This window comes from Pseudomonas botevensis, assembly GCF_019145475.1.
Taxonomy (GTDB): Bacteria; Pseudomonadota; Gammaproteobacteria; order Pseudomonadales; family Pseudomonadaceae; genus Aquipseudomonas; species Aquipseudomonas botevensis.
The window spans coordinates 1-25,494 of the sequence record NZ_JAHTKI010000021.1; the positions used below are offsets into that span (position 1 = coordinate 1).

The 25,494-nt window shown below is 62.9% G+C and carries 26 protein-coding genes; 12 read left to right on the forward strand and 14 right to left on the reverse strand.

The features are described 5' to 3' along the window. The coding region (gene tssI, locus KVQ74_RS22220) for a type VI secretion system tip protein TssI/VgrG (RefSeq protein ID WP_217833520.1) at window positions 1-716 on the reverse strand (716 nt) is incomplete at its 3' end. A gap of 141 nt (window positions 717-857) precedes the next feature. Between tssI and KVQ74_RS22225 the strand changes: the two genes are divergently transcribed. After that, window positions 858-2,069, forward strand: a complete 1,212-nt coding sequence (locus tag KVQ74_RS22225; protein WP_217833521.1) for a helix-turn-helix domain-containing protein — start codon at window positions 858-860, stop codon at window positions 2,067-2,069. 31 nt (window positions 2,070-2,100) lie between these two features. After that, entirely contained in the window at window positions 2,101-2,733 is a 633-nt protein-coding gene (locus tag KVQ74_RS22230) for a Vgb family protein (RefSeq protein ID WP_217833696.1), read from the forward strand. A gap of 19 nt (window positions 2,734-2,752) precedes the next feature. On the opposite strand, the gene KVQ74_RS22235 is transcribed toward KVQ74_RS22230, so the two are convergent. Both KVQ74_RS22235 and KVQ74_RS22240 read right to left on the reverse strand, forming a co-directional pair. Continuing rightward, window positions 2,753-3,619, reverse strand: a complete 867-nt coding sequence (locus KVQ74_RS22235; protein WP_217833522.1) for a CAP domain-containing protein — start codon at window positions 3,617-3,619, stop codon at window positions 2,753-2,755. Between the two features lie 133 nt (window positions 3,620-3,752). Then, complete coding sequence (locus KVQ74_RS22240; RefSeq protein ID WP_217833523.1) at window positions 3,753-4,523, reverse strand: alpha/beta hydrolase; 771 nt, start codon at window positions 4,521-4,523, stop codon at window positions 3,753-3,755. Window positions 4,524-4,635: 112 nt separating this feature from the next. Here KVQ74_RS22240 and KVQ74_RS22245 point away from each other — a divergent pair, with 112 nt between their 5' ends. After that, window positions 4,636-5,580, forward strand: a complete 945-nt coding sequence (locus KVQ74_RS22245; protein WP_217833524.1) for an aldo/keto reductase — start codon at window positions 4,636-4,638, stop codon at window positions 5,578-5,580. On the opposite strand, the gene KVQ74_RS22250 is transcribed toward KVQ74_RS22245, so the two are convergent. Continuing rightward, window positions 5,577-6,473, reverse strand: coding sequence for a LysR family transcriptional regulator (locus tag KVQ74_RS22250; protein WP_217833525.1), 897 nt, complete (start codon window positions 6,471-6,473; stop codon window positions 5,577-5,579). The genes KVQ74_RS22245 and KVQ74_RS22250 overlap by 4 nt on opposite strands. 103 nt (window positions 6,474-6,576) lie before the next feature. Here KVQ74_RS22250 and KVQ74_RS22255 point away from each other — a divergent pair, with 103 nt between their 5' ends. Further along, the gene (locus KVQ74_RS22255) at window positions 6,577-7,053 is read left to right on the forward strand and encodes a (R)-mandelonitrile lyase (RefSeq protein WP_217833526.1); all 477 of its coding nucleotides are present in this window, start codon (window positions 6,577-6,579) and stop codon (window positions 7,051-7,053) included. A gap of 92 nt (window positions 7,054-7,145) precedes the next feature. On the opposite strand, the gene paoC is transcribed toward KVQ74_RS22255, so the two are convergent. The 3 genes from paoC to paoA are packed head-to-tail and all read right to left on the reverse strand — an operon-like array spanning window position 7,146 to window position 10,935. Continuing rightward, a complete protein-coding gene (gene paoC, locus KVQ74_RS22260; protein WP_217833527.1) occupies window positions 7,146-9,344 on the reverse strand; it encodes an aldehyde oxidoreductase molybdenum-binding subunit PaoC in 2,199 nt (732 codons plus the stop codon). Then, complete coding sequence (locus tag KVQ74_RS22265) at window positions 9,341-10,297, reverse strand: FAD binding domain-containing protein (RefSeq protein ID WP_217833528.1); 957 nt, start codon at window positions 10,295-10,297, stop codon at window positions 9,341-9,343. Before KVQ74_RS22265 ends, paoC begins: the two co-directional genes overlap by 4 nt. Beyond that, window positions 10,294-10,935: an aldehyde dehydrogenase iron-sulfur subunit PaoA gene (paoA, locus tag KVQ74_RS22270; protein WP_217833529.1), complete on the reverse strand. Its 642-nt coding sequence runs from the start codon at window positions 10,933-10,935 to the stop codon at window positions 10,294-10,296. The genes KVQ74_RS22265 and paoA overlap by 4 nt, the downstream gene beginning before the upstream one ends. 378 nt (window positions 10,936-11,313) lie before the next feature. Here paoA and KVQ74_RS22275 point away from each other — a divergent pair, with 378 nt between their 5' ends. Next, window positions 11,314-11,520, forward strand: a complete 207-nt coding sequence (locus KVQ74_RS22275) for a hypothetical protein (protein ID WP_217833530.1) — start codon at window positions 11,314-11,316, stop codon at window positions 11,518-11,520. 46 nt (window positions 11,521-11,566) lie between these two features. Here KVQ74_RS22275 and KVQ74_RS22280 read toward each other — a convergent pair whose 3' ends face one another. Next, window positions 11,567-11,839 (reverse strand): hypothetical protein, encoded by a 273-nt coding sequence (locus KVQ74_RS22280; RefSeq protein ID WP_217833531.1) that lies wholly within the window; start codon window positions 11,837-11,839, stop codon window positions 11,567-11,569. A 209-nt stretch (window positions 11,840-12,048) separates the two neighbouring features. Between KVQ74_RS22280 and KVQ74_RS22285 the strand changes: the two genes are divergently transcribed. Together KVQ74_RS22285 and KVQ74_RS22290 are read left to right on the forward strand one after the other, a co-directional pair. Next, window positions 12,049-13,128 (forward strand): hypothetical protein, encoded by a 1,080-nt coding sequence (locus KVQ74_RS22285; RefSeq protein ID WP_217833532.1) that lies wholly within the window; start codon window positions 12,049-12,051, stop codon window positions 13,126-13,128. A 2-nt stretch (window positions 13,129-13,130) separates the two neighbouring features. Beyond that, the gene (locus tag KVQ74_RS22290) at window positions 13,131-13,484 is read left to right on the forward strand and encodes a DUF1428 domain-containing protein (RefSeq protein WP_217833533.1); all 354 of its coding nucleotides are present in this window, start codon (window positions 13,131-13,133) and stop codon (window positions 13,482-13,484) included. 20 nt (window positions 13,485-13,504) lie between these two features. Here the strand turns inward: KVQ74_RS22290 and KVQ74_RS22295 are convergent, their stop codons facing one another. Next, window positions 13,505-13,699 carry a PIN domain-containing protein gene (locus KVQ74_RS22295; protein WP_217833534.1) on the reverse strand — a complete coding sequence of 65 codons (195 nt, stop codon included), beginning with the start codon at window positions 13,697-13,699 and terminating at the stop codon, window positions 13,505-13,507. A 106-nt stretch (window positions 13,700-13,805) separates the two neighbouring features. Between KVQ74_RS22295 and thpR the strand changes: the two genes are divergently transcribed. Further along, window positions 13,806-14,345: an RNA 2',3'-cyclic phosphodiesterase gene (gene thpR, locus KVQ74_RS22300; protein WP_217833535.1), complete on the forward strand. Its 540-nt coding sequence runs from the start codon at window positions 13,806-13,808 to the stop codon at window positions 14,343-14,345. Between the two features lie 173 nt (window positions 14,346-14,518). Here the strand turns inward: thpR and KVQ74_RS22305 are convergent, their stop codons facing one another. The 5 genes from KVQ74_RS22305 to KVQ74_RS22325 form a co-directional block, all read right to left on the reverse strand. Then, window positions 14,519-15,616 carry a polyamine ABC transporter substrate-binding protein gene (locus KVQ74_RS22305; protein ID WP_217833536.1) on the reverse strand — a complete coding sequence of 366 codons (1,098 nt, stop codon included), beginning with the start codon at window positions 15,614-15,616 and terminating at the stop codon, window positions 14,519-14,521. Between the two features lie 99 nt (window positions 15,617-15,715). Next, window positions 15,716-16,594, reverse strand: a complete 879-nt coding sequence (locus tag KVQ74_RS22310; RefSeq protein ID WP_217833537.1) for an ABC transporter permease subunit — start codon at window positions 16,592-16,594, stop codon at window positions 15,716-15,718. After that, window positions 16,591-17,472, reverse strand: a complete 882-nt coding sequence (locus KVQ74_RS22315) for an ABC transporter permease subunit (RefSeq protein ID WP_217833697.1) — start codon at window positions 17,470-17,472, stop codon at window positions 16,591-16,593. Before KVQ74_RS22315 ends, KVQ74_RS22310 begins: the two co-directional genes overlap by 4 nt. Window positions 17,473-17,501: 29 nt before the next feature. Next, a complete protein-coding gene (locus tag KVQ74_RS22320; protein WP_217833538.1) occupies window positions 17,502-18,644 on the reverse strand; it encodes an ABC transporter ATP-binding protein in 1,143 nt (380 codons plus the stop codon). A 368-nt stretch (window positions 18,645-19,012) separates the two neighbouring features. Further along, complete coding sequence (locus KVQ74_RS22325; RefSeq protein WP_217833539.1) at window positions 19,013-19,774, reverse strand: gamma-glutamyl-gamma-aminobutyrate hydrolase family protein; 762 nt, start codon at window positions 19,772-19,774, stop codon at window positions 19,013-19,015. A 282-nt stretch (window positions 19,775-20,056) separates the two neighbouring features. Between KVQ74_RS22325 and KVQ74_RS22330 the strand changes: the two genes are divergently transcribed. The 4 genes from KVQ74_RS22330 (at window position 20,057) to KVQ74_RS22345 (ending at window position 25,441) form a co-directional block, all read left to right on the forward strand. Next, window positions 20,057-21,433, forward strand: coding sequence for a glutamine synthetase family protein (locus KVQ74_RS22330; protein ID WP_217833540.1), 1,377 nt, complete (start codon window positions 20,057-20,059; stop codon window positions 21,431-21,433). A gap of 285 nt (window positions 21,434-21,718) precedes the next feature. Beyond that, window positions 21,719-23,209: an aldehyde dehydrogenase gene (locus KVQ74_RS22335; RefSeq protein ID WP_217833541.1), complete on the forward strand. Its 1,491-nt coding sequence runs from the start codon at window positions 21,719-21,721 to the stop codon at window positions 23,207-23,209. A 50-nt stretch (window positions 23,210-23,259) separates the two neighbouring features. Next, the gene (locus KVQ74_RS22340) at window positions 23,260-24,543 is read left to right on the forward strand and encodes an NAD(P)/FAD-dependent oxidoreductase (RefSeq protein ID WP_217833542.1); all 1,284 of its coding nucleotides are present in this window, start codon (window positions 23,260-23,262) and stop codon (window positions 24,541-24,543) included. A gap of 349 nt (window positions 24,544-24,892) precedes the next feature. Beyond that, window positions 24,893-25,441 (forward strand): cupin domain-containing protein, encoded by a 549-nt coding sequence (locus KVQ74_RS22345; protein ID WP_217833543.1) that lies wholly within the window; start codon window positions 24,893-24,895, stop codon window positions 25,439-25,441. Window positions 25,442-25,494: the final 53 nt, after the last annotated feature.

Here is a 25,494-nt window from a genome sequence, read left to right on the forward strand (position 1 = left end):
CCTTCGGGCAGGATCTTCGGTTTTTCGAAGTCGTAATCGCGGCGGCTGACGCGGCTGGTGCGGGTTTCCAGGCGCAGGTTGAAGCGCTTGATCACCGGTTTGTCGGCGGCCATGCCGGAGTCTTGCTGGTAGTTCACCGGTTTGAGTTTGCGGAACACTGTCTGGTCGTCGCCGAACACCAGTTTGTGGCCGCTGCTGCTGTGCTGGAAGTGGAAGTGAATGCCTTCCTCCTCGCACAGACGCTGGATGAAATGCAGGTCGGACTCGTCGTACTGCACGCAGTAGTCGCGTTCCGGGTATTCGGTGCCAAGCTGGAAACTGTAGGCATCGGCGAGAATCCCGCGATCCTCCAGCACCTGGGCGATGATTTTCGGCACGGTGAGGTGCTGGAAGATCTGCTGATCGTGGTTGTGCCGCAGGTACGCCAGTTGCGGCACCAGACTGAGGCTGTAGCGGGTCAGGGTCTTGCCGGAGTCGCCTTGCTCGATGCGGTACACCAGACCATGAATCTTGCCCTCTCCGGTGGCGCCGAAGGTCAGGCAGCCGGGCTTGTGCAGGAGTTCTTCGAGCTTGAGGTCGGGACGGGCGCTGACCAGTTCGATGTCGAAACGGAAGGGCTGGTTGAGGGCTTCGCGACCGGTGAAGCTGAGGACTTGCAGGTCGGCGGAGGCGCCTTCGAGCGTGAGGGTGATGTGGGTAGCGTTCGCGTCCAGCATGCCTGACTCCTTCCGTGGAAAAGCTTTGCCGATGGTGCAGGAACGCCAAAGTGCTATCAAGCAATTTAAACGCATCCGGACGCTGAGATTAAACTCGATTACACGACTCTGCACGGGAGCAGCCGCCAGGATGAACTCACTATGGACTCGTTGATCAACGCCGCCGGCCGGGCGCTCGCGGCGGGCGATCCGTTGGCCGCGCTGAATTTCGTCGCTCTGCGCGAAGACCCGCCGGCGCTGGCGCTACGTGGCATCGCCATGGCTCAACTTGGCGATCTGGCGCGGGCCAAGGGCTTGTTGCAGCGGGCAGTGAAGGCGTTCGGCGCCAATGAGCCGCTGTCCCGTGCGCGCTGCGTGGTGGCCGAGGCCGAGGTAGCGCTGGCGGCGCGGGATCTGGGGTGGCCGGTCAAGGCGCTGGACGCCGCGCGGCGCGTGCTGCAGGAGCATGGCGATCCGTTGAATGCGGCGCACGCGGGGTATTTGCAGGCGCGCCGCTGGCTGTTGATCGGCGAGCTGGATGCCGCGCAAGCGTTGCTCGGCGAACTGGACCCCGCGCCGTTGCCGCCAGCCTTGCGTGCGGCTCACGAACTGATGGAGGCGGGACTCGCGCTACGCCGGGTACAGGCGCACAAGGCCCGGTCGACGCTGCTTCGGGCGCGGCACGCGGCGCAACAGTCCGGGATCGCAGCGCTGGCGGCGGAGGTTGAGCATGCGCTGCGCCTGCTCGACGCGCCGGCGGCGCATCTGATCCGTTCGGGGCGAACGCAAACGGTGATTCTGGAGCAGGTCGAAGCGTTGTTTAACTCGCCAGGCCTGGTGGTCGACGCCTGCCGCTACAGCGTGCGCGGCGCCGGCATGACCATCGCATTGTCCAGCCGACCGGTGCTGTTCAACCTCGCCCGGTTGCTCGCCGAAGCCTGGCCGGGGGATGTGCCGCGAGCGGTGCTGATCGCCAACACCTTTCGTTTGAAACTCAGCGATGAATCGCACCGCGCCCGTCTGCGGGTCGAGATCGGACGTTTACGCGCGGCGCTGGAGCCCCTTGGCAACGTCATCGCCACGCCACGCGGTTATGCGCTGGTCGCCAGCGAGGTGGCGCTGCTCACGCCGCCGGTCGAGGAAAAGCACGCGGCGCTGCTGGCCTTGCTCGCCGACGGTCAGGCCTGGTCGAGTTCCGGACTGGCGCTGGCGTTGGGCAACAGTCAGCGCCAGGTGCAACGGGCACTGGAAACCCTGGCGCTCGACGGCAAGGTGCAGGCGTTCGGTCTTGGCCGTGCGCGACGCTGGATGACCCCGCCGGTGCCGGGTTTCGCGACGATCTTGTTACTCCCGGTGTCTCTGGGCAATGGCTAGGCTGGACGCTCCAATCAGCGAGGAAAGCACCATGAAACAGGCAAACGCAGAAGTGCTCCGCGAATACGGCCCGTTCGACGGCATCGGCAACGTCCACGGCGTGACCTTCGACGGCCGGCAAGTGTGGTTCGCCAGTGACGGCCAGCTCAATGCGCTGGACCCGGCCAGCGGCGAAACCACCCGCGCCATCAAGGTCGGCGCCGACGCGGGCACCGCGTTCGACGGCACGCATCTGTTCCAGATCGCCGACAGCCGCATCCAGAAAATCGACCCGGCCACCGGCCGCGTACTCAACAGCATCCCGGCCCCCGGCGGCGGCAATGACTCGGGCCTGGCCTGGGCGGAAGGCTCTCTGTGGGTGGGGCAGTACCGCGAGCGCAAGATCCATCAGATCGACCCGCAGACGGGCGAGGTACTACGGACACTGGAGTCGAACCGGTTCGTCACGGGCGTGACCTGGGTCGACGGCGCGCTGTGGCACGGCACCTGGGAGGGCGATGAAAGCGATCTGCGACGGATCGACCCGCGCAGCGGTGAGGTGCTGGAAAGCCTGAAGATGCCGACCGGGATCGGCGTATCGGGGCTGGAGGCGGACGGCGGCGATCGTTTTTACTGCGGCGGCGGGGGGAGCGGCCGGGTGCGGGTCGTTCGGCGCCCCAGGTAACTGAAGTGCCCGGAGCCGATCAAGGCGCGCCGAACAGCATTGTCCAGTAAACCCCTTCATCACTGCGCGCCTGACTGGCAAACCCGGCGCCGACCTGGGTGAACATCGGGTTCATCAGGTTGGCGCAGTGGCCGGGGCTCGCCAGCCAACCGGCCATGGCCTTGCCTGGGGAACTCTGCCCGGCAGCAATGTTTTCGCCAATCTGCCGGCCACGATAACCGGCGGCCCGCGCGCGATCCGCCGGCATATCGCCGTCCGGGTCACGATGGGCGAAGTAGTTGCCGTAGGCCATGGCTTTGCTGTGACCCTGCGCGGCGGCGCCGAGCGCCGGGTTCCAGCTCAGCGGGCGGGCAGCGGCGAATCGCTGGCGTCCGCACATCCGTGGCCGTGCGCGGGCGGCGTTGACCTCGGCCAGCAGCGCTTTGCCGACGCTGCGGTTGTCGCCTGTGCGACGGTCGAGTACCGGCTGCGCGAGCACCACTTGCCATTCATTGCGCGAGCGACTGATGCCGATGTCGGCGTACTGGCTATCCAGCAGGGCGCCGCAATAATCGCTTTGCAGCAGGTCGAAGGCGTCTTCGGCGTCCTCGGCCCCGACAATGCGGATGCTGCGCACGCTCACCGCCGCATACCCGGACGATTTCAGTGCCTCACGCATGCCACCGCCGTAGCCATAGCCAATCGGCAATGCAAGGTTCGAGTTCAGGGCCAGTGGCGCCAGGCGCTGGGCGGGGCGCCGGTCACAGCGTTGCGGGTGTGCCCGATAGTCGTTGATGGCGGCCACCAGTTGTCGCTCGGCGCTGGCGTGGGCGGTGTCAGCGAGCAGGGGCGAAAGGATCAGCAGGCACAGCGAAATGACGCGAGACGAACGAACGACGTGGCGCATGGGACGGGCGACTCTGAAAAGGACAATGCTGAAAGGGGATGAACCGCAGAACACGGCGCGGGTAGGACTGGTGTTTTTGGACTTGGTTCACGGGTTCAATAATGGCCTTTTGGGCAAGCCGACGACTGGTGTGTCACCGATTCAACACATCCTCCATCCACTGCAGATACTGCTCCCGCTCGGATATCGAGTTGTGCCCTGAATCCGGCACTACCCGCAGCGTTGCCACGCCCTTGGGAAAATGCGCCAGCAACCGTTCCGTGCTGGCCCGGGGGATCACTTCATCATCGCTGGCCGCCAGCAACAGGGTCGGCACGCGGATATGCGCCGCATATTGACCCGACTCGTAACGATCCTTGAGCAGCCAGTTCACCGGCACCCACGGATAGTGCTGGACGGCAAGTTCGGCGAGGCTGTTGTACGGCGTCACCAGAACCAGTTGCGCCACCGGCCGTTGACTCGCCAGCCGTACCGCCACCCCGGAACCGAGACTGCGCCCGACCAGGGCAATCTGCGGATGGCTGGCGTACACCTGATCGAACAGCGCCAGAGCGTCCTGCGCGATCGCTTCCTCTGACGGCGAGCCGCCGCTGCCGCCAAATCCCCGGTAATTCAGCAGATACAGCGCGTAATCGGGAAACGCCTCGGCGAACCCTGGCAGATTGCGTGACACGTCTTCGGCATTGCCGCCGAAATAGATCAGTGCCCTCGACCCGGAGTGCGCGCGGGTAATCACCTGAATCTCGGCATCCGGCATCGACAGGGTCAGCCGGGCGTCCGCTGAAACCGCTGCGCCGGACGACGGGAAATAGATCAACGAACGCTGAAACACGAACAGCCCCGCGCACAGCAGCAGGTAAACGGCGACGAGCAAAACGACGAGTGACAACAGGGTTCGTGACATTCGGCTAACTTTATCGGGACGCGGAGGTTCGTCGTCGCAGTGTAGTCCAGCGATCTGGCGCAGCGGCCGCGATACACAAGGCGCAACAGTTCCACGCAGCAGGAGCGCGGGCATGAGCCACACTCAGGGTTATTCCCGCCGTCACCTTCTGACTCTGGCTGCCGGGGTTTCGGCGGTCGTCACCTTTGATCGGACGTTGGCCATTGCCACGTCGCCGAGCGGCACAGGAGACCAGACCATGCAGACCCGCCCCATCCCTTCGAGCTCCGAGCCGCTGCCGCTGGTGGGATTGGGCACCTATCGCGGTTTCGATGTCGCCCCCGGCGATCCGCTCTACAAACAGCTGCCGGCGGTGCTCAGCGAGTTGTTCCGAAAGGGCGGCACGGTGGTCGACAGCTCGCCGATGTACGGCCGCGCCGAAGAAACCACGGGCGAGCTGCTGTCGATCCATGAGCCGCGCTCACCGGCGTTCCTGGCGACCAAGGTGTGGACGCGCGGCCGCCAGGAGGGCATCGCGCAGATGGAGCGTTCGTTCAGCCTGCTGCGCACCGAGCGCATCGATCTGATGCAGATCCACAACCTGCTGGACTGGCAAACCCACTTGCCGACCCTGCGCGAGTGGAAAGCGCAGGGACGCATTCGCTACATTGGCATTACTCACTACACGTCCTCGGCTTACGAGGAGGTCGAGGCGGTGCTGAAAGCCGAGCCGCTGGATTTCCTGCAAATCAACTACGCCCTCGACGATCGCGGTGTCGAAAAACGCATCCTGCCGCTGTGCCGCGAACGCGGGGTGGCGGTGATCTGCAACCGGCCATTTGGCGGTGGTGATCTGCTCACGAAGCTCAAGGGCAGGCCGTTGCCGGGGTGGGCGCCGCAGGTGCAGGTCAACAGTTGGCCGCAACTGGCGCTGAAATTCCTGCTGGCGCACCCGGCGGTGACCTGCGTGATTCCCGGCACCGGCAATCCGCGCTACATGGCCGACAACGCGGGCGCCGGGTTCGGCTTGATGCTGACTGATGCGCAGCGCCAGCAGTTGATTGCGCTGGTGAGTTAGCGGCCGCGATAACGCAGCGCCTCCAGCAGCAGCGCAAAGGCTGGCGCGGCCTGGCGCCGGCTCGGGTAGTACAGGTGGTAACCGGAAAATGCCGGGCACCAATCCTCCAGCACTTGTCGCAGACGTCCGTCCGCCAGATAAGGGGCGACGACGTTTTCCGGAATGTAGCTCAGACCGAAACCGTCGAGCGCCGCGTCAAGCAAGGGGTAGACGCCGTTGAGGGTGATCTGCCCGGAAACCCGCACCTTGAGGCTTTCGCCGTCCTTCTCGAACTCCCAGCTGTACAAGCCGCCATTGGTCGGCAGACGCAGGTTGTTGCAGGCGTGTCCGGTCAGCTCCCGTGGGGTTGTCGGCGGCGGATGCCGGTCGAAGTAGGCCGGCGAGCCGACCACCGCCATGCGCATGTCCGGGCCGATGCGGGTGGCGATCATGCCTTGCGCCACGTCTTCGCCCAGGCGCACGCCGGCATCGAAGCCTTGCCCGGCGATATCGACGAAGCCGTAGTCGCAGCAGACCTCGACGGCGATGTCCGGGTATTGGGGCAGGAACGTTTGCAGCACCGGGCGCAGCAGCCAGTCCAGCGAATGATCGGTTGCGCTGATGCGAATCCGCCCGGCCGGGGTTTCGCGCAGGTTGCTCAGGGCCGCCAGCTCCAGTTCGATCTCCTCGAAACGCGGGCCAACGGTTTGCAGCAGATGTTCACCGGCCTCGGTGGGGGACACGCTGCGCGTGGTGCGGGTCAGCAGGCGCAGGCCGAGGCGCGCTTCGAGGCTGCGAATCGTATGGCTGAGCGCCGATTGCGAGACGCCGAGCCTGGCCGCTGCCTTGGTGAAACTGCGCTCCCGCGCCACGGCGAGGAAGGCGAGAAGGTCGCTGGCGTTTTCCCGAAGCATTGATGAGTGTCCTGCATAAGTTTTTTCGAATTCTAGTCGATTATCTGAAGAGTACGGCTCGCTAAAGTGCTCGGGTGTATTCATCAGACTCTGGAGACATGCCATGAACCCGATTGCCGCTTCGGCGCTGACCCTTTCCCTGCTCGCGGGCGAGGTGCAGGCCAATGAAACGCCACGCGTGACGGTCACGCCCAATGGTTCGCAACCGTCGGCCAAGGGGCCGGCGGACTGGTTTACCGGCACGGTGCGGGTCGATGCGCCGTTCAAGGGCACTGACGCCGCTCGGGTCAGTGGTGCGACCGTGACCTTCGAACCAGGCGCGCGTACGGCGTGGCATACCCACCCGTTGGGGCAGACGCTGATCGTCACGGCCGGTGCGGGGTTTGTACAGGAGTGGGGGCAGCCGGTTCGCCGTATTCAGCCGGGCGATACCGTGTGGATTGCGCCGGGGGCGAAGCATTGGCATGGCGCGGCAGCGACGACGGCGATGACCCATATCGCGATTGCCGAAGTGCTGGACGGGAGCGTGGTGGAGTGGATGGAGCAGGTGGGGGAGGCGCAGTATCCGCGTACCGAATAAGGCTCTTAGCCCAGCCCTCTCCCCCGGGAGAGGACTGGGCGGGCGGCGTTCGATGAGGACAAAAGGGTTCACCCGATTTCAGCGTCACACCCTCAGACCATCTCCGGCAAAGCCCCCATAATCTTGTCCAGTGTCACCGGGTATTCCCGTACCCTGGCCCCCGTCGCGTTATAGATCGCATTCGCCACTGCCGCGCTCACGCCGCAAATTCCCAGTTCTCCTACTCCCTTGGCTTTCATCGGCGATGAAACCGGGTCCGTCTCATCGAGGAAAATCACCTCCTGATGCGGAATGTCGGCATGTACCGGCACCTCGTACCCCGCCAGGTCATGGTTGACGAAGAAGCCCAACCGCTTGTCCACCGCCAGCTCCTCCATCAATGCCGCCCCGACGCCCATGGTCATGGCGCCGATCACCTGGCTGCGCGCGGATTTCGGGTTGAGAATCCGGCCGGCCGAGCACACCGCGAGCATGCGCCGTACCCGCACTTCACCGGTCGCTGCATCCACCGCGACTTCGGCGAAATGCGCGCCGAACGTCGACTGCTGATACTGCTTGGCAAGGTCGCCGAACTCGATACTGTCCTCGGCCTCCAGCGCCGCATCCTGCGCGGCGTTGCGCAACGGCAGGCTTTTGCTGCCGAGGCGCACATGGCCGTCGATAAACTCGGCTTCGCCCTGGCTCATGCCGAGTTTCGCCGCTACGGCCTCACGCAGTTTCACGCACGCCGCATACACCCCGGCAGTCGAGCAGTTGCCACCGAACTGCCCACCGGAGCCGGACGACACCGGAAAACTCGAATCGCCCAGATGCACCACCACCTCTTCCAGACCCACGCCCATCATCTCGGCCGCCGTCTGCGCGATGATCGTGTAGCTGCCGGTGCCGATGTCGGTCATGTCGGTTTCCACGGTGATTTTGCCGTTGCGCTCCAGCCGCACCCGCGCGCCGGACTTCACCAGCAGATTGTTGCGAATCGCCGCCGCCACGCCCATACCGATCAGCCAGCGACCTTCGCGACGGCTGCCCGGTTGTGCGTTGCGCTTATCCCAGCCGAAGCGTTCGGCGCCGGTTTGCAGGCATTCGATCAGGTGGCGCTGGGAGAATGGTCGCTCGGTTTTCACCGGGTCGACCTGGGTGTCGTTGAGGATGCGGAACTGGATCGGATCGAGTTTGAGTTTTTCCGCCATCTCGTCCATGGCGATTTCCAGCACCATCAGCCCCGGGGTTTCCCCGGGCGCGCGCATGGCATTGCCTTCCGGCAGGTCCAGCGGCGCGAGGCGCATGCTCACCAGACGATTTTCGGCGGCATAGAGCAACTGGCTCGGCTGTGCCGCCAGCTCGACCTTGCCCTCGGCCAGATTACCCGACCAGCCTTCATGGGCGATGGCGGTGAGTTTGCCGTCCGCCGTGGCACCCATGCGAATCCGTTGAATGGTGGCGGGGCGGTGGGTGGTGTTGTTGGCGACCTGCGGCCGGGTCAGCGCGACTTTCACCGGTCGGCCGGCCAGGCGTGCGCCAAGAGCGGCGAGGATTGCATCGGCGCGGATGAACAGCTTGCCACCGAAGCCGCCACCGATGTAGGGCGAGATCAGGCGGACCTTCTCCTTGGGCAGACCCAGGGTGGCGGCGATGTCGCCGACGCTCCAGGCGACCATCTGGTTCGAGGTCCACAGGGTCAGTTGATCGCCTTGCCATGCGGCCAGCGTGGAGTGCGGCTCCATCATGGCGTGGGACTGATCCGGCGTGGTGTAGGTCTGATCGAACTGCACCGGCGCCGCCGCGAATGCCGCCGCAAAGTCGCCGTGGCGGACGTCGGGCATTTCGTCCTTGGGTTCGACGCCCTGGTCGCGCACGCTGGCCAGATCGAACTCGCCCTTGGTGGCCTCATAGTCAACCTTGACGCACTGCGCGGCAGCGCGAGCCTGTTCGAACGTCTCGGCGACCACCAACGCCACGGCCTGGTGATAGTGCTGCACCTGCGGGCCGGCGAGCAGATGCGCGGCGTTGTATTTGCCCTTGCCGAGCTTGCCGGCGTTGGCAGCGGTGACGATCGCCAGCACCCCCGGCGCGGCCTTGGCCTCGGCAAGATCAATGTTGGCGATGCGACCTTTGGCGATGGTCGAGCCGACCATGACGCCATAGGCCTGATGTTTTACCGCTTCATGTTGTTCATAGGCATACGGCGCCTGGCCGCTGGTTTTCAACGGGCCTTCGATACGATCGGTGGCTTTGCCGACGACCTTCAACTGGTCGATCGGATTGCGGGTGGCGGGCGTGTCGAATTTCATGCGTCGTCCCTCGCCTGGGCCAGCACCGAGGCGAGTGTGCGCTCGACCAGGGTCACTTTGAATTGGTTGTCCTGGGTGGGCGTGGCGCCGTCGAGCAAGCGGGTGCTGACCGCTTTGGCGCCCTGAGGCAACAGCGCTTCCGCCGCTTCGACCCGCCAGGGTTTTGGCGCGATGCCACCGACGGCGATGCGGCCGCCGCCGTCCTTTTGCAGGATCAGCCCGACTGAAACCAGCGCAAAAGCGTATGACGCGCGGTCGCGGACCTTGTGATAAACGTGAGTGCCGCCCACGGGTGGCGGCAGAGCCACAGCGGTGATCAGTTCGCCGGGTGCCAGGCTGGTTTCGACATGCGGTGTGTCGCCCGGCAATTGATGGAAATCCGCCATGGCGATACTGCGAGTGCTGCCATCGGCGCTGATCGTTTCGACCTGAGCATCCAGTGCCCGCAGGGCAATCGCCATGTCGCTCGGGTGAGTGGCGATGCAGGCAGCGCTGACACCGATGATGCCCAGTTGCCGACTGACCCCGCCAATCGCCGCGCAACCACTGCCCGGTTTGCGCTTGTTGCAGGCCTGGGCGGTGTCGTAGAAGTACGGACAGCGGGTGCGTTGCAACAGGTTGCCGGCGGTGGTCGCCATGTTGCGCAACTGGCCCGAAGCGCCAGCGAGCAAAGCGCGGGAGAGCAGCGCGTAGTCTTTGCGCACACGGGCGTCGGCGGCCAGATCGGTGTTGCGCACCAGCGCGCCGATGCGCAGGCCGCCGTCGGGCGTGGCGTCGATCTGGTCGAGGCCCAGGTGATTGACGTCGATCAGGTGCTGCGGCGTCTCGATGTCGAGTTTCATCAAGTCCAGCAGATTGGTGCCGCCGGCAATGAACCTGGCGCCCTCGAACTGCGCGGCCAGCGCGGCGGCTGCGGCGGGGGAATCGGCACGGCTGTAATCGAACGCTTTCATGCCGGCACCTCCGCGACTTCGCTGATCGCCTCGATGATGTTGGAGTACGCGCCGCAGCGGCAGATATTGCCGCTCATGCGTTCCTGCAATTCCGCAGCGCTCAGCCTGGGTGGCTCGGTCAGGCTGGGGCTGACGTGGCTGGGGATGCCGTGGTGAATTTCCTCAAGCACCGCCACCGCCGAGCAGATCTGCCCCGGTGTGCAATAACCGCATTGATAGCCGTCGTGCCTGATGAACGCGGCCTGCATCGGATGCAGGTTGTCGGGCAGACCGAGGCCTTCAATGGTGGTGACCTCGACGCCGTTTTGCATCACAGCCAGGGTCAGGCACGAGTTGATCCGCCGACCATCGGCAATCACCGTGCACGCGCCGCACTGACCGTGGTCGCAGCCCTTTTTGCTGCCGGTCAGGTGCAGGTGTTCGCGCAGGGCGTCAAGCAGGGTGGTGCGGGTGTCGACTTCAAGGGTCTGCGACTGACCGTTGACCTGGATCGTGACCTTGGCCATGGGCGGTTGCTCCAGAGTGGCCGCATAGGCCTTGAGGCTGATGAAGGGCGGCATCGCAAACGCGGTCGCGGTGACGACGCCCAGAATCAGGAATCGGCGTCGCGAGAGCGTTGAGGGTTCATGGTCGTTCATGGCTGGGCTTCCTCTGATCAGGGCGGCAGGCTGCACTGAGCCGCGCGGGCGCCGGCATGGTTGCCAGTCTCTTCAACGAGTGACTCTGTGCAGACGGAAAAGGTTTAAGCGGATTTTCGCCAGGGTGTGACGCGCCGCTTTTGTGAGCGCCGGGCTGCCCGCGAACGGGCGGGGACTTGCAGCCTGCAAGTCGGCCGACACAGCGCTTTCGGGGGCAAGCTCACTGCCACGGGAGCGAGCCGACCAACGGTCGTCGGCAGGCCCTGAATCATCAGTCATTTGCCCGGTCGTATCTGCGGCTGCGCGCACCGCGCCTCGAAGGCGAGGGCAGCGCTGACCGTTTCCGTCGTCAAGACCTGGGTTTTAGGGAAGTGTTGAATGAAGCACGCTACAACGATGCTGCTGACCGTTTCTGCCGCCGTATTGCTGGGCGGGTGTGTGGCGGATTTTGATGATGACTATCGCCACGGCCGGCATTACGACCGCGACCACGGGCGTTATTACGACCACGACCGGCGCTGGGACGATCGCGATGACGACCGCCGTGACCGACGTCGTTACTACCGCGACCGGGATGATGACTGAGTAAAAAAAGAAGGCGTCCCCCACACGGGGACGCCTCCAAGGGGCATTAAAAGTGAGCGCTTGCCTGGACGCGGGATCGCGCAGGCGCCGAGGCCTCGATATCCAGCAAATGGGTGGCAAGAATGTCGCTCAGAAAGCGGAACTGATCGTTGAGGCCCACCACTTCATTGCTGAAATGATTGCTGGCGGCGGGCATCAGCAGATCTTCGAAATCTTCGTTGAACACCAGCCCATGGGTCTTTTGTGGCACGGGGTGCTGCTCGTAATAGTTGCTGCCGAATACCGGGAAACTCACGGCGAGGGTGACGGTAGTGATCATGCTGTGAACTCCTCGTTGCGTCTCGGATGTGGCAATCCTGGGCCATTGGGTCCTGCGGCGGAAGGCAATCGTGGCGATGGTGAATATCGACGCCAATGATGGTTGGGTTCTGTGCCGGGTTTGACGGCGCCTGACGCGACCGGACAAACGGCCCGCCACTCACTCCTATACTCAAATCAGCTACCTCCTCATTTGAAGGACTCCGCCCCGTGAAGCTGCGCGCGCTGCTGGTCGCCGCCGTGTTTCTGCTGGCCGGCTGCGCCACTTCGGCACGGGCCCCGGTGACAGCGCCGGCGGTGGTGGTATCACCCGCGACCTGGCAGCAGATCGACCGGGAAATCCTCAGCGCCTCGCAGCAAGCCACCGAACAGGTCAAGGTTTTCGCCCGTGGCTCGATGGAACATTGGCGCACTCGGGTCTACGAGCAAACTGAAGAAAATTTCATCCCGTGGTTCAGCAGCTACTGGACCCAGGAATGGCTGTCGATGAAAGTCAGCTGGTACACGATCAGCGCCGGTGGCGAGCAGGACGCATCGGCCAAGCGTCTGGCGGCGTATCTGCTTGAGCAATATCAGGAAAGGGTGCTGGCGCCGGTGGCGGTGGAGATCGATCCGGACGCGATCCTCGGTCAGTCCACCGCGTTCTACGCGCAACTGATGGCGCAGCAGATGCCGCTCATCGCCCAGCGTCATGGTGTACCGATTGCCCAGCTCAACGGGCGCCTGCAAAAGATTCCAGCGATTGCCCTTGGTCCACCGTCGGCGCGGGACGCGTCGTTGTATCAGGTCGTCAGCACCGAACCGTTGAATACGCTGCCGGCCTATGCCGCGCTGATCGACAAGGTTCACACCGCGGGCGGTTCGAAAGGCGTGGCGTCGACCGACTCGACCATGGCCCCGGTCGCCAAGCGTGCGAGCCAGCGCATGGAAGCGGAAATGGCCCCGCGTGGCGCCGCCGGTGCCGTGGCGGCAGCGGCGGGGAAACTCGCCGGGGCGCTGATTTCCGTGGGCGTGGCGGGCATACGCGCGATCATCCAGGCCAACGACCGGCCCGACAGCGAGGCATTGATCCGCAGTAGCCTGGGCAACACTTTCGACAAGGCCTGGCTGAAACTGCTGCAAAACCCGACGACCGGGGTCATGGCCGGCACGCTGCACATCGCCGGGCAGGTCGAGGGCAGTCTGGGCGGGCGCGACGAACCGTCGGTCGGTTTGGGCGTCAATCGTGTCGAATGGCGGCCGCCGGAATCGATCAACCCACAGATCGAACCGACCCAGCAAGGAGAATGAACATGTCTTATATCGATATTTTCGTGGCGCCCGTTCCGACCGCCAATCTTGCGCAGTACACGAAACACTGCGAAGTCGCGGCAAAACTGTTCAAGGAGTACGGCGCCCTGAGCGTCGTTCAATGCTGGGGCGATGACGTGCCGGACGGCAAGGTCACGTCGTTCCCCATGGCGGTAAAACTCAAGGAGGGTGAAACCGTGTCATCCGGCTGGCTGATCTGGCCCGACAAGGCCACCCGCGACAGCGGCATGGCAAAAATGATGGAGGACCCGCGCATGCAACCGGACGTCAATCCGATGGGCTTTGACGGCCAGCGCATGATCTTCGGCGGCTTCAAATACCTCATTGAACCTTGAACCCCTCGGCAACGGCCGGCTCACTCCACCGACGGGGTGATCCGGCAGCTTTTGCGCAGGCGGATTTCTTCATCCGTCGGTCGTTCATGGACGAATTCGAAGCGCGGCTCGCCCTCGCTGTAATGCACCAGCCAGCCCCATTCCAGCTCGTTTTCATTCTGTCCGGGATGCGGCGGGCTGGCCCACCAGGGTTCTTTGCTGAGGATCTCGCGCATGACGTCCTCCGGTTGATGGCAATCCTTGAACTATAGACAGGTGTCGCCGATCGCCAGAATGGGCCGTGTAGAATCGGTCCATCGACACCCGGAAAGGAGCGCGCCCATGACGGACGCAAAGCATGGCGATCAACCGTTCAAGCGGCTGTTTTTCGCTCTGGACTGCCCACCGGCGCAGCGCAAGGCGATTGCCCAGTGGCGTGCTGAGCTGGGCTTGAGAAGCGGTAAACCGGTGCCGGCGGACAATTTTCACCTGACACTGCTGTTTCTCGGTGCGGTGCCGCTGGCGCAGATTGCCGAGGTCTGCGAGTCGGCGGCCAAGGTGCGCACTTCGGGCGAGGTGTTGAAGATTTCGCTGGATCGCTTGCAGGTCTGGCACCGTGCCGGGGTGTTGTCCCTGGCGCCCGAGCAGGCACCGCAAGGGCTGCTGCGGCTGGTGTATGCGCTGGAGCAGGCGATGTTGCCGTTCGGCTTTGAAGAGGCCACGCGCGAGTACCGGCCGCATTTGACCCTGGCCCGGGACTTCCGCGCGCCGGAACCGGAATCCGCGACGCCGCCGGAGTTCTTCCTGCGTGCCGAACGCTTCGTGCTGTTCGAATCCCACAAGGGGCGCTATCGGGCACTGGCCGATTGGCCGCTGACCTGAGCCGACAAAAAAAGGCGCCCGAGGGCGCCTGAATTCACCTGAGCCGAGGGAGCCAGGTGAGGCCGTTCAGAGGAGGGTGCAGCGGTGGTAAGGCGCTGCGTGAACGGGAAATCTTTTCGGTTGATCGTCCAGCAATGTGGGAGTGGGCTTGCTCCCACCGTTCTTTCGAACCGTTATTTACCCAACTTCACCCGCGTCCAGCCCCGGGTCATGATCCGTTGGGTGGCGATCGGCTGATCCGGCACCGCGTACAACGTCGCCATCACCGCTTGCGAAGGGTATGACGCCGGTTCGTTGCGGATTGCTTCGTCCACCAGTGGTGTGGCGGCCGCGTTGGCGTTGCTGTAGCCGATGCTGTTGGTGACTTCGGCGATGATGTCCGGGCGCATCAGGAAGTCCATGAACAGGTAGGCGTTGTCGACGTTGGCGGCATCACGCGGGATCGCGACCATGTCGTAGAAGCTGCCGGCGCCTTCCTTGGGAATGCTGTAGTCGATCTCGATCTTGTTGCCGGATTCCTGCGCGCGGGCCTTGGCCTGCAGCACGTCACCGGAGTAACCGACCGCCACGCAGATGTTGCCGTTGGCCAGGTCCGAGATGTACTTGGAGGAATGGAAATACGCCACCGACGGGCGGATCTTCATGAACAGCGCTTCGGCTTCGGCGATGTGCGCCTTGTCCTTGTCGTTCACCGGGTAGCCCAGGTAGTGCAGGGCGGCCGGGAGCATTTCGGTCGGCGAGTCGAGGAAGCTGATGCCGCAGGCTTTCAGCTTCTCGGCGTTCTCCGGTTTGAACAGCAGGTCCCAGGAGTTGGTGGGGGCGTTGGCGCCCAGCACTTCCTTGACCTTGGCCGGGTTGAAACCGATGCCGATCGAGCCCCACATGTACGGAAACGCGTGGGCGTTGTCCGGGTCACTGGCGGAGGCGTTTTTCAGCAGCACCGGGTTGAGGTTCTTCCAGTTCGGCAGTTTCGATTTGTCCAGCGTCTGATAGACCCCGGCCTTGATCTGCTTGGCCAGGAAACTGTTGGACGGCACCACGATGTCGTAGCCCGATTTGCCCGCCAGCAGACGCGCCTCGAGGGTTTCGTTGCTGTCGAACACGTCATAGGTCACCTGGATCCCGGTCTCGTCCTCGAACTTCTTGACGGTGTCCGGGGCGATGTAGTCCGACCAGTTGTAAACGCGCAGCACCTTGTCGTTGGCCTGGACGCCCGTGGCGATTGCGCCCATTAAGGACAGTGTCAGCAGAGTCCTGCCAAACATTTTCATCGGTACAACTCCATTCTTTTTATTCAAAAGCCATTCAAAAACACAAAGCAGAAGTCCGTAGCGGGGGAGCGGGCTCCCTCGCCACGAAAACATCACGTATCAGGCTGCAGTGGCCGCCCGTTGCGGCTGTTGCCACGACTCGTTGGCGGTCTGGTCCATGGCTTCCTGGATCGCCCGCTTGCGGTTGGCTTCTGCCTTGCGGCCGAAGTACCAGACCAGGAAGGTCACCAGCGACACCGCCAGCAGAATCAGGCTCGCCACGGCGTTGATCTCAGGTTTCACGCCCAGGCGCACCGCCGAGAACACTTCCATCGGCAGGGTCGTTGAACCTGGCCCTGAGACGAAGCTCGCCAGAACCAGATCGTCCAGCGACAGGGCGAACGACATCATGCCGCCCGCCGCCAGCGACGGCGCGATCATTGGAATGGTGATCAGGAAAAACACCTTGAACGGCTTGGCGCCCAGGTCCATCGCCGCTTCTTCGATCGACAGATCCAGCTCACGCAGGCGGGCGGAGACTACCACCGCGACATAGGCGGCACAAAACGTGGTGTGGGCGATCCAGATCGTGACGATGCCACGCTCTTGCGGCCAGCCGATCAGTTGCGCCATCGCCACGAACAGCAGCAACAACGACAGACCGGTGATCACTTCCGGCATCACCAGCGGCGCGGTGACCAGACCACCAAACAGCGTGCGGCCCTTGAAGCGTGTCACGCGGGTCAGGACGAACGCCGCCAGTGTCCCCAGCGCCACCGCCGCGACGGCGGTGTAGCAGGCGATTTCCAGCGAGCGCACCACCGAACCCATCAGTTGCGTGTTGTCGAGCAGCCCGGCGTACCACTTCACCGACCAGCCGCCCCACACCGTCACCAGTTTCGAGGCGTTGAACGAGTAGATCACCAGGATCAGCATCGGCAGATAAATGAACGTCAGGCCGAAGATCAGCATGAACTTAGAAAATCCGAAGCGTTTCATCCCCGTCCCTCCATCTCTTTGGCCTGGCTGCGGTTGAACAGCAGGATCGGCACAATCAGGATCAGCAGCATCACCACCGCCAGGGCGGACGCCACCGGCCAGTCGCGGTTATTGAAGAACTCTTGCCACAGCACGCGACCGATCATCAGCGTCTCCGGACCGCCCAGCAGCTCCGGAATCACGAATTCGCCGACCACCGGAATGAACACCAGCATGCAGCCGGCGATGATGCCGTTCTTGGCCAGCGGCACGGTGATTTTCCAGAAGTTGTTGAAATTGCTCGAACCCAGGTCCTGCGCGGCTTCCAGCAGACTGCCGTCGTGTTTCACCAGGTTGGCGTACAGCGGCAGCACCATGAACGGCAGATATGCATACACCACGCCGATGTACACCGCCGTGTTGGTGTTGAGGATTTCGACAGGGTGATCCGTCAGCCCGGTCCACATCAGAAACGCATTGAGCAGACCGTTGTTGCTGAGGATGCCCATCCACGCATAGACGCGGATCAGGATCGCGGTCCAGGTCGGCATCATGATCAACAGCAGCAGGACGTTTTGCGCTTCCTTGCTGGCCTTGGTGATCGCGTAGGCCATCGGGAAACCGATCACCAGGCACATCAGCGTGCTCAGTGCGGCGACCTTCAGCGAGCCGAGGTAGGCCGACAGATACAGCTCGTCTTCGCCGAGCATGCTGTAGTTGCCGATGTTCAGCAGGAGCTGGAATTTCTGTTCGGCGTAGGTGTAGATCTCGGTGTAGGGCGGGATCGACAGCGCGGCTTCCGAGAAGCTGATCTTCATCACCAAAAAGAACGGCAGCATGAAGAACAGGAACAGCCAGATGAACGGGATGCCGATAACCAACTTGCGTCCGCTGGGCACCAGGCGCAGGCATTGCTGATTGAAGGTTCTCATGAGCGCAGTACCACGCCGCTGTCGTCTTCCCACCAGACGTAGACCTTGTCGTCCCAGGTCGGCCGCGCGCCCCGGCGTTCGGCGTTGGCCATGAACGACTGGACGACCTTGCCGCCGGGCAACTCGACGTAGAACACCGAGTGGCCGCCGAGGTAGGCGATGTCATGCACCTTGCCTTCGGACCAGTTGTAGCGGGCCTCTGGCTTGAGCGTGCTGACCAGCATTTTTTCCGGGCGGATCGCGTAGGTGATCGACTTGTCCTGCACCGAGGTGCTGACACCGTGGCCGACGTAGATCTTCTGCTGCAAGTCCGGGCTATGGATGATCGCGTGACCTTCCAGGTCTTCCACCACGGTGCCGTCGAAGGCGTTCACGTTACCGATGAATTCGCAGACCATGCGGCTGACCGGCGCTTCATAAATGTCCACGGGGCTACCGATCTGGGCGATCCAGCCCAGGTGCATGATTGCGATGCGCTCGGCCATGGTCATGGCCTCTTCCTGGTCGTGGGTCACCATCACGCAGGTCACGCCGACGCGCTCGATGATCTCAACCAGCTCCAGCTGCATTTGCGAACGCAGCTTTTTGTCCAGTGCGCCCATCGGCTCGTCGAGCAGCAGCAGCTTCGGGCGCTTGGCCAGGGAGCGGGCGAGGGCGACACGCTGGCGCTGACCGCCGGACAGTTGATGCGGCTTGCGCTTGGCGTATTGGGTCATGTGAACCAGACGCAGCATCTCTTCGACGCGGGCGTCGATTTCGCTGGCCGGCAAACGGTCCTGCTTGAGGCCGAAGGCGATGTTCTGGGCCACGGTCATGTGCGGGAACAGCGCGTAGGACTGGAACATCATGTTGATCGGCCGCTCGTACGGCGGCATGTCGGTGATGTCCACGCCGTCGAGCAGAATCCGCCCGTCAGTCGGGCGCTCGAAACCGGCGAGCATGCGCAGCAGGGTCGATTTGCCCGAACCGGAGCCGCCGAGCAGGGCGAAGATTTCGCCCTGATGGATCTCCAGGGACACATCGTCCACCGCCGTGGTTTCGTCGAATTTCTTGGTGACGCGATCGACTTTCACCAGAACCTTTTTCGGTTGCTGATGACCTTCAAGAGCCTTCCTGTAAGTGCTGGAGGCGTTTGCCATGTGAAACTCCCAACAGGTTTCAGTCGCCGGGCCAACGTGGCCGGGCTTAAGTGGATTGCAAGCCTGAGTCGGGCGCTTCAGTCAGGTGTGTCGAGGAACCTGTGGGAGCGGGCTTGCCCGCGAAGCGGCCGGAACATCCGGCACTGCTGTCGCCTGACACACCGCTTTCGCGGGCAAGCCCGCTCCCACATGAATCGCGCTACCTGACTGACCTTTCCCGTACCACTGGGCCTGAGCGGCGCCGCCGTCCTGGCTGCCTGGTCGTACTTGTTGTTATTGCGGTTTGTTGTTTTCACGGATGACGGATGCGCAAACGCGCACCCGCCGACCCGTGGGGGCAGTCAATCGTTGTCTGGTTTTCGCCGTTGTCAGCGCTTGTCGCGTCGCGCCGCCCGTTGCCGGCAAGCCTCGCCGAACGCCTGGAAGATCCGCAGGTAGTTCGGGTTGTCCAGCACTTGCCATTCCGGGTGCCATTGCACGCCGAGGGCGAAGGTCGGGCTGTGCTCGACCGAGATCGCCTCGATAAGGCCATCCGGCGCCACGGCTTCGGCACGCAGGCCGGGGGCGAGGCGGTCGATGCCCTGGCTGTGGATCGAGTTGACCTGGAACTCGCCCGGCAACTCCAGCGCTTCGAACACGCCGCCGGCCAATACACGGACGGCGTGGGCCGGTGCGTATTGCACGGCGACGTCCGGGCTGTCGGCTTCGCGATGGTCGAGCATGCCCGGCAGCTCATGCACCTTCTGGTGCAGGCTGCCGCCGAACGCCACGTTCATTTCCTGGAAGCCCCGGCAGATGCCGAGTACCGGAACGCCCGCCGCGATGGCTGCACGCAATAGGGGAAGGGTGGTGGCATCCCGCGCCGGATCGTGATCCGTGCCGGGAGCGCTGGCCGGGCCTTGATAGTGGAAAGGTTCCACGTTGGAAGGCGAGCCGGTCAGCAGCAGACCGTCGAGCTGACCGAGCAGGTCGTCGATTTCAGTCAGTTTGCCAAGGGAAGGAATGACCACCGGCAACCCCAGCGCCGCAACGCTGACAGCGCGCACGTACTTGTCGCCGCTGATGTGATAGGGGTGCAGGCCAATCTGTTTGACGCACGCAGTAACGCCGATCAATGGCTTGAATGCCATTTTTATTCACCTCGAAGTTTGACACTTGAACGAGCTTTTCCGGAGCTTAGCCGCGTTTATTTTAATTAACAACTGCCATGTAAAAAATTCTAAACGCCGTTCATCCAATCTTCATCAAGCGCGGCTATCTGGCGCCTGCTTTGGCACGCAAGTGTTAAAAAAAGCCCGAAAAATAAACGCTGAACGGCCAGGTGTTCGCTATTGACTTCACTTTGCCGTTCGGGTTGACTGGCTCGGCGAAACAGCAGTGAACATAATAATTAACAGCTAAATAGGTGCATCATGTCGGTCCCTCTGCGTGCCGTTCAACTCAACGAAGCAAACGCATTCCTTAAGAAACATCCTGAGGTTTTGTACGTCGACCTTCTGATTGCAGACATGAACGGTGTGGTGCGCGGCAAGCGCATCGAGCGCACCAGTCTTCATAAGGTTTACGAGAAAGGCATCAACCTGCCGGCCTCGCTCTTTGCCCTCGACATCAACGGCTCCACGGTGGAAAGCACCGGCCTGGGCCTGGACATCGGCGACGCCGACCGCATCTGCTACCCGATCCCCGGCACCCTGAGCATCGAGCCGTGGCAGAAGCGCCCGACCGCCCAACTGCTGATGACCATGCATGAACTGGAAGGCGAGGCGTTCTTCGCCGACCCGCGTGAAGTGCTGGCCAATGTGGTGCGCAAGTTCGACGAACTGGGCCTGACCATCTGCGCCGCGTTCGAACTGGAGTTCTACCTGATCGACCAGGACAACGTGAACGGCCGTCCGCAGTCGCCACGCTCGCCAGTGTCGGGCAAGCGCCCGGTGTCGACTCAGGTCTACCTGATCGACGATCTCGACGAATACGTCGACTGCCTGCAAGACATCCTCGAAGGCGCGAAAGAGCAGGGCATCCCTGCCGACGCCATCGTCAAGGAAAGCGCCCCGGCGCAGTTCGAAGTCAACCTGCACCACGTCTCCGACCCGGTGAAGGCTTGCGATTACGCGGTGCTGCTCAAGCGTCTGGTGAAGAACATCGCCTACGACCACGAGATGGACACCACCTTCATGGCCAAGCCGTATCCGGGCCAGGCGGGCAACGGTCTGCATGTACACATTTCGATTCTGGATAAAGAAGGCAACAACATCTTCGCCAGCGAGGATCCCGAGCAGAACGCCGCGCTGCGCCACGCGATCGGCGGTGTGCTGGAGACCCTGCCTGCGCAAATGGCTTTTCTCTGCCCGAACGTCAACTCGTATCGCCGCTTCGGCGCGCAGTTCTACGTACCGAACTCGCCGAGCTGGGGCATCGACAACCGCACCGTGGCCGTGCGCGTACCGACCGGTTCACCGGACGCTGTGCGCATCGAACACCGCGTTGCCGGCGCCGATGCCAACCCGTACCTGCTGATGGCCTCGGTGCTGGCCGGTATCCACCACGGTCTGACCAACGAAATCGAGCCGGGCGCCCCGGTCGAAGGCAACAGCTACGAGCAGAACGAACAAAGCCTGCCGAACAACCTGCGCGACGCCCTGCGTGAGCTGGACGACAGCGAAGTCATGGCCCGCTACATCGACCCGATGTACATCGACGTGTTCGTTGCGTGCAAGGAAAGCGAGCTGGCCGAGTTCGAGAACTCGATCTCTGACCTTGAGTACAACTGGTATCTGCATACGGTGTGATTGAGGCCCTCAAAAGCCAAGACCCCCTCACCCCTAACCCTCCCGAAACGTCGGACCGCCCGGAGGGAGAGGGGACTGACCGGGGGATGCTCAGGAAATCCTGCGACCTGAACCTGCTTTGCCGAATCCATAATCGACTCGGTCATTCAGGTCGTTGCAGCTCCAGAGACAACTCGGTCGGTCCCCTCTCCCTCCGGGCGGTCCGACGTTTCGGGAGGGCCAGGGTGAGGGCAGCCATCCCAAGTCAAACACGCACCCCCAATTCCCCCTCGTCGAGCTAAAACAATGACAACCACCCGCAACGACTGGGAACAACGCTTCCAGTCCCTGACCCTCGAAAGCCGCGCGTTCATCAATGGCGAATACCGCCCGGCCATCAGCGGCGAAACCTTCGAGTGCCTGAGCCCCGTCGATGGCCGCTTCCTGGCCTCCGTCGCCAGCACCGATGAGGCCGACGCCAACCTCGCCGTCGAAGTCGCGCGCCAATCCTTCAATTCCGGTGTCTGGGCCAACAAGGCCCCGGCCGAGCGCAAGCGCATCCTGATTCGCTTCGCCGATCTGATCCTGCAACACCAGGAAGAACTGGCGCTGCTGGAAACCCTCGACATGGGTAAACCGATCAGCGACTCCATGAGCATCGACATCCCGGCGACCGCCAACGCGATCCGCTGGAGCGCCGAAGCCATCGACAAGATTTACGATGAAGTCGCCGCCACGCCCCACGATCAACTCGGCCTGGTGACCCGCGAGCCCTCCGGCGTGGTCGCGGCCATCGTGCCGTGGAACTTCCCGCTGATCATGGCCAGCTGGAAATTCGCCCCGGCCCTGGCCGCGGGCAACTCGTTCATTCTCAAACCTTCGGAGAAGTCGCCGCTGACCGCCATCCGCATCGCGCAACTCGCGCTGGATGCCGGTATTCCAAAAGGCGTGTTCAACGTCCTGCCGGGTTTCGGTCACACCGTCGGCAAGGCGCTGGCGCTGCACATGGACGTCGACGTGCTGGCCTTCACCGGCTCCACGGCGATTGCCAAGCAACTGATGATTTATGCCGGCCAAAGCAATATGAAACGTGTCTGGCTCGAAGCAGGGGGCAAGAGCCCGAACGTGGTGTTCGCCGACGCGCCGGATCTGCGCGCGGCAGCACAAGCGGCGGCCGGCGCCATTGCCTTCAACCAGGGCGAAGTCTGCACCGCCGGCTCGCGCCTGCTGGTGGAGCGTTCGATCCGCGACCAGTTCATTCCGCTGCTGGTGGAAGCGCTGCAAGCGTGGAAACCGGGCCACGCCCTGGACCCTGCGACCACCGTCGGTGCCGTGGTCGATCAGCGTCAACTCGACAACGTCCTGCGTTACATCAGCATCGGCCGCGAGCAGGGCGCCGAACTGATCGCCGGTGGCAAACGCACCCTCGAAGAAACCGGTGGCCTGTACGTGCAACCGGCGATCTTCGACGGCGTGACCAATGCCATGACCATCGCCCAGGAAGAAATCTTCGGCCCGGTGCTGTCGCTGATCACCTTCGACACTGCCGAAGAAGCGCTGCAGATCGCCAACGACAGCATCTTCGGCCTCGCCGCCGGGGTCTGGACCAGCAACCTGAGCAAGGCCCACACCTTCGCCCGTGGCTTGCGCGCCGGCAGCGTGTGGGTCAACCAGTACGACGGCGGCGACATGACCGCGCCGTTCGGTGGTTTCAAGCAGTCGGGCAACGGTCGCGACAAATCGCTGCACGCCTTCGACAAGTACACCGAGCTGAAAGCGACCTGGATCAAGCTCTGACTCTTTATTGAACGGCGGCCGCCGGTTTATGGCGGCCCTCGGAGAATTCTATGAAACAGCAACACGTAAACAGCTACTACGCCGCCACCCGCAACGAAGTCATCGACTTCCCGATTCTCGAAGAAGCGGTGGACTGCGATGTGTGCATCATCGGCGCCGGCTACACCGGTCTGTCCTCGGCGCTGTTCCTGACCGAGGCCGGCTACAAAGTGACGGTGCTGGAAGCGGCGAAAGTCGGCTACGGCGCCAGCGGCCGCAATGGCGGGCAACTGGTCAACTCCTACAGCCGCGACGTCGACGTGATCGAAGAGCGCTACGGCGACAAGACCGCAGAAATCCTCGGCAGCATGATCTTCGAAGGCGCCGACATCATCCGTTCGCGCATCAAGCAATACGACATCAAATGCGACTACCGCCCGGGCGGCATCTTCGCGGCGATGAACAAGAAACAACTCAACGGCCTGGCCGAGCAGAAGCGCAACTGGGAACGTTACGGCAACCGCAACCTGAAGATGCTCGATGCGGCGGACATCCAGCGCGAAGTCGGCTCCGACGCCTACGTCGGTGGCCTGCTCGACATGCAGGGCGGCCACGTCCACCCACTGAACCTGGCTCTCGGCGAAGCCGCTGCCATCGTCAGCCTCGGCGGCAAGATCTACGAGCAATCCGCCGCCGTGGAAATCACCTACGGCGAGCCGAACGTCGTGCGCACCGCCAAGGGCCTGGTGCGCGCCAAGTACCTGCTGATCGCCGGCAACGCCTATCTGCCGCAAGGCCTGGACAACCGCGTGACCGCCAAGAGCATGCCGTGCGGCTCGCAGATCGTCGTCACCGAACCGCTGACCGAGAAGCAGGCGCGTAGCCTGATCACCAACAACTACTGCGTCGAAGACTGCAACTACCTGCTGGATTACTACCGTCTCACCGCCGACAACCGTCTGCTGTACGGTGGCGGCGTGGTTTACGGCGCCCGTGAGCCGGACGACATCGAACAACTGATCCGCCCGAAAATCCTCAAGACCTTCCCGCAGCTCAAGGACGTGAAAATCGACTATCGCTGGACCGGCAACTTCCTGCTGACCATGTCACGCATGCCGCAATTCGGCCGCATCGAGAAAAACGCCTACTACATGCAAGGCTACAGCGGCCACGGCGTCACCTGCTCGCACCTGGCCGGCAAACTGATCTCGGAAATGATCCGTGGCGACGCCGAACGCTTTGATGCGTTCGCCTCGTTGCCGCACATGCCAATGATCGGCGGCCGCACCTTCTCGGCGCCACTCACCGCCCTCGGCGCCGTGTACTACTCGCTGCGCGACCGCTTCGGCATCTGAGTTACCTCCCCGGCGGCGGTCCCCAAGGCCCCGCCGGTTTTTCTGTGATAGATCATCTGCACAAAAAACGGTGGGAGCCGGGCTTGCCCGCGAAGAGGGCATTTCAGCCAACATCCCTGTCGCCTGACACTCCTCTTTCGCGAGCAAGCCCGCTCCCACAGTTGCTGTATTGCCAAGGCCCGAAAGACTTTTACCCAACCGTCCATCGAACCTGCTGAGCAACACCACCAAACGTGATTTAATAGCCGCCTTTCACGGTTCAGGGACAGGGAAAACGGCATGACACGCGGCCTGCGTCCATCCCGCCTTCCACCCCCATTACCCTTAAGTACACTCACATAAGGCTGTCATGGATACGGGTTCTCGACTCAAATTAGTACGCGAAAGCTACAAACTCTCCCAGCGCGAGCTGGCCCGGCGTAGCGGCGTGACCAATGCCACCATTTCCCTGATCGAACAGAATCGCGTCAGCCCTTCCGTCAGCTCCCTGAAAAAGCTGCTCGAAGGCATACCGATGTCCCTGGCCGACTTCTTCACCTTCGACCAGCCGCCGCGCGAACACCAATACGTCTTCCGCGCCAACGAACAACCCGACCTCGGCCGCCACGGCCTGCGCCTGCTCCTGATCGGCGCCTCGGTCCCGAGCCGGCAGATGCGCCTGCTGCGCGAACAATACGCACCGGGCGCCAGCTCTGGCGAAGAGCCGATCGTGCATGCGGAAGGCGAGGAGTGCGGCCTGGTGACCCGTGGCACCGTGGAATTGACCGTGGATGGCTCGGTGAGCATTTTGAGTGCCGGAGATGGGTATTACTTTCCGACGACGCTGCCGCATAAATTCCGCAATATCGGGGCGGATGAGGCGGAAATTATTAGTGCGAATACGCCGGCGAATTTTTGAGGGGATATAACTCCTTATGAAATTTAATTCGTGGTGCGCCATGTTGTGTGTTT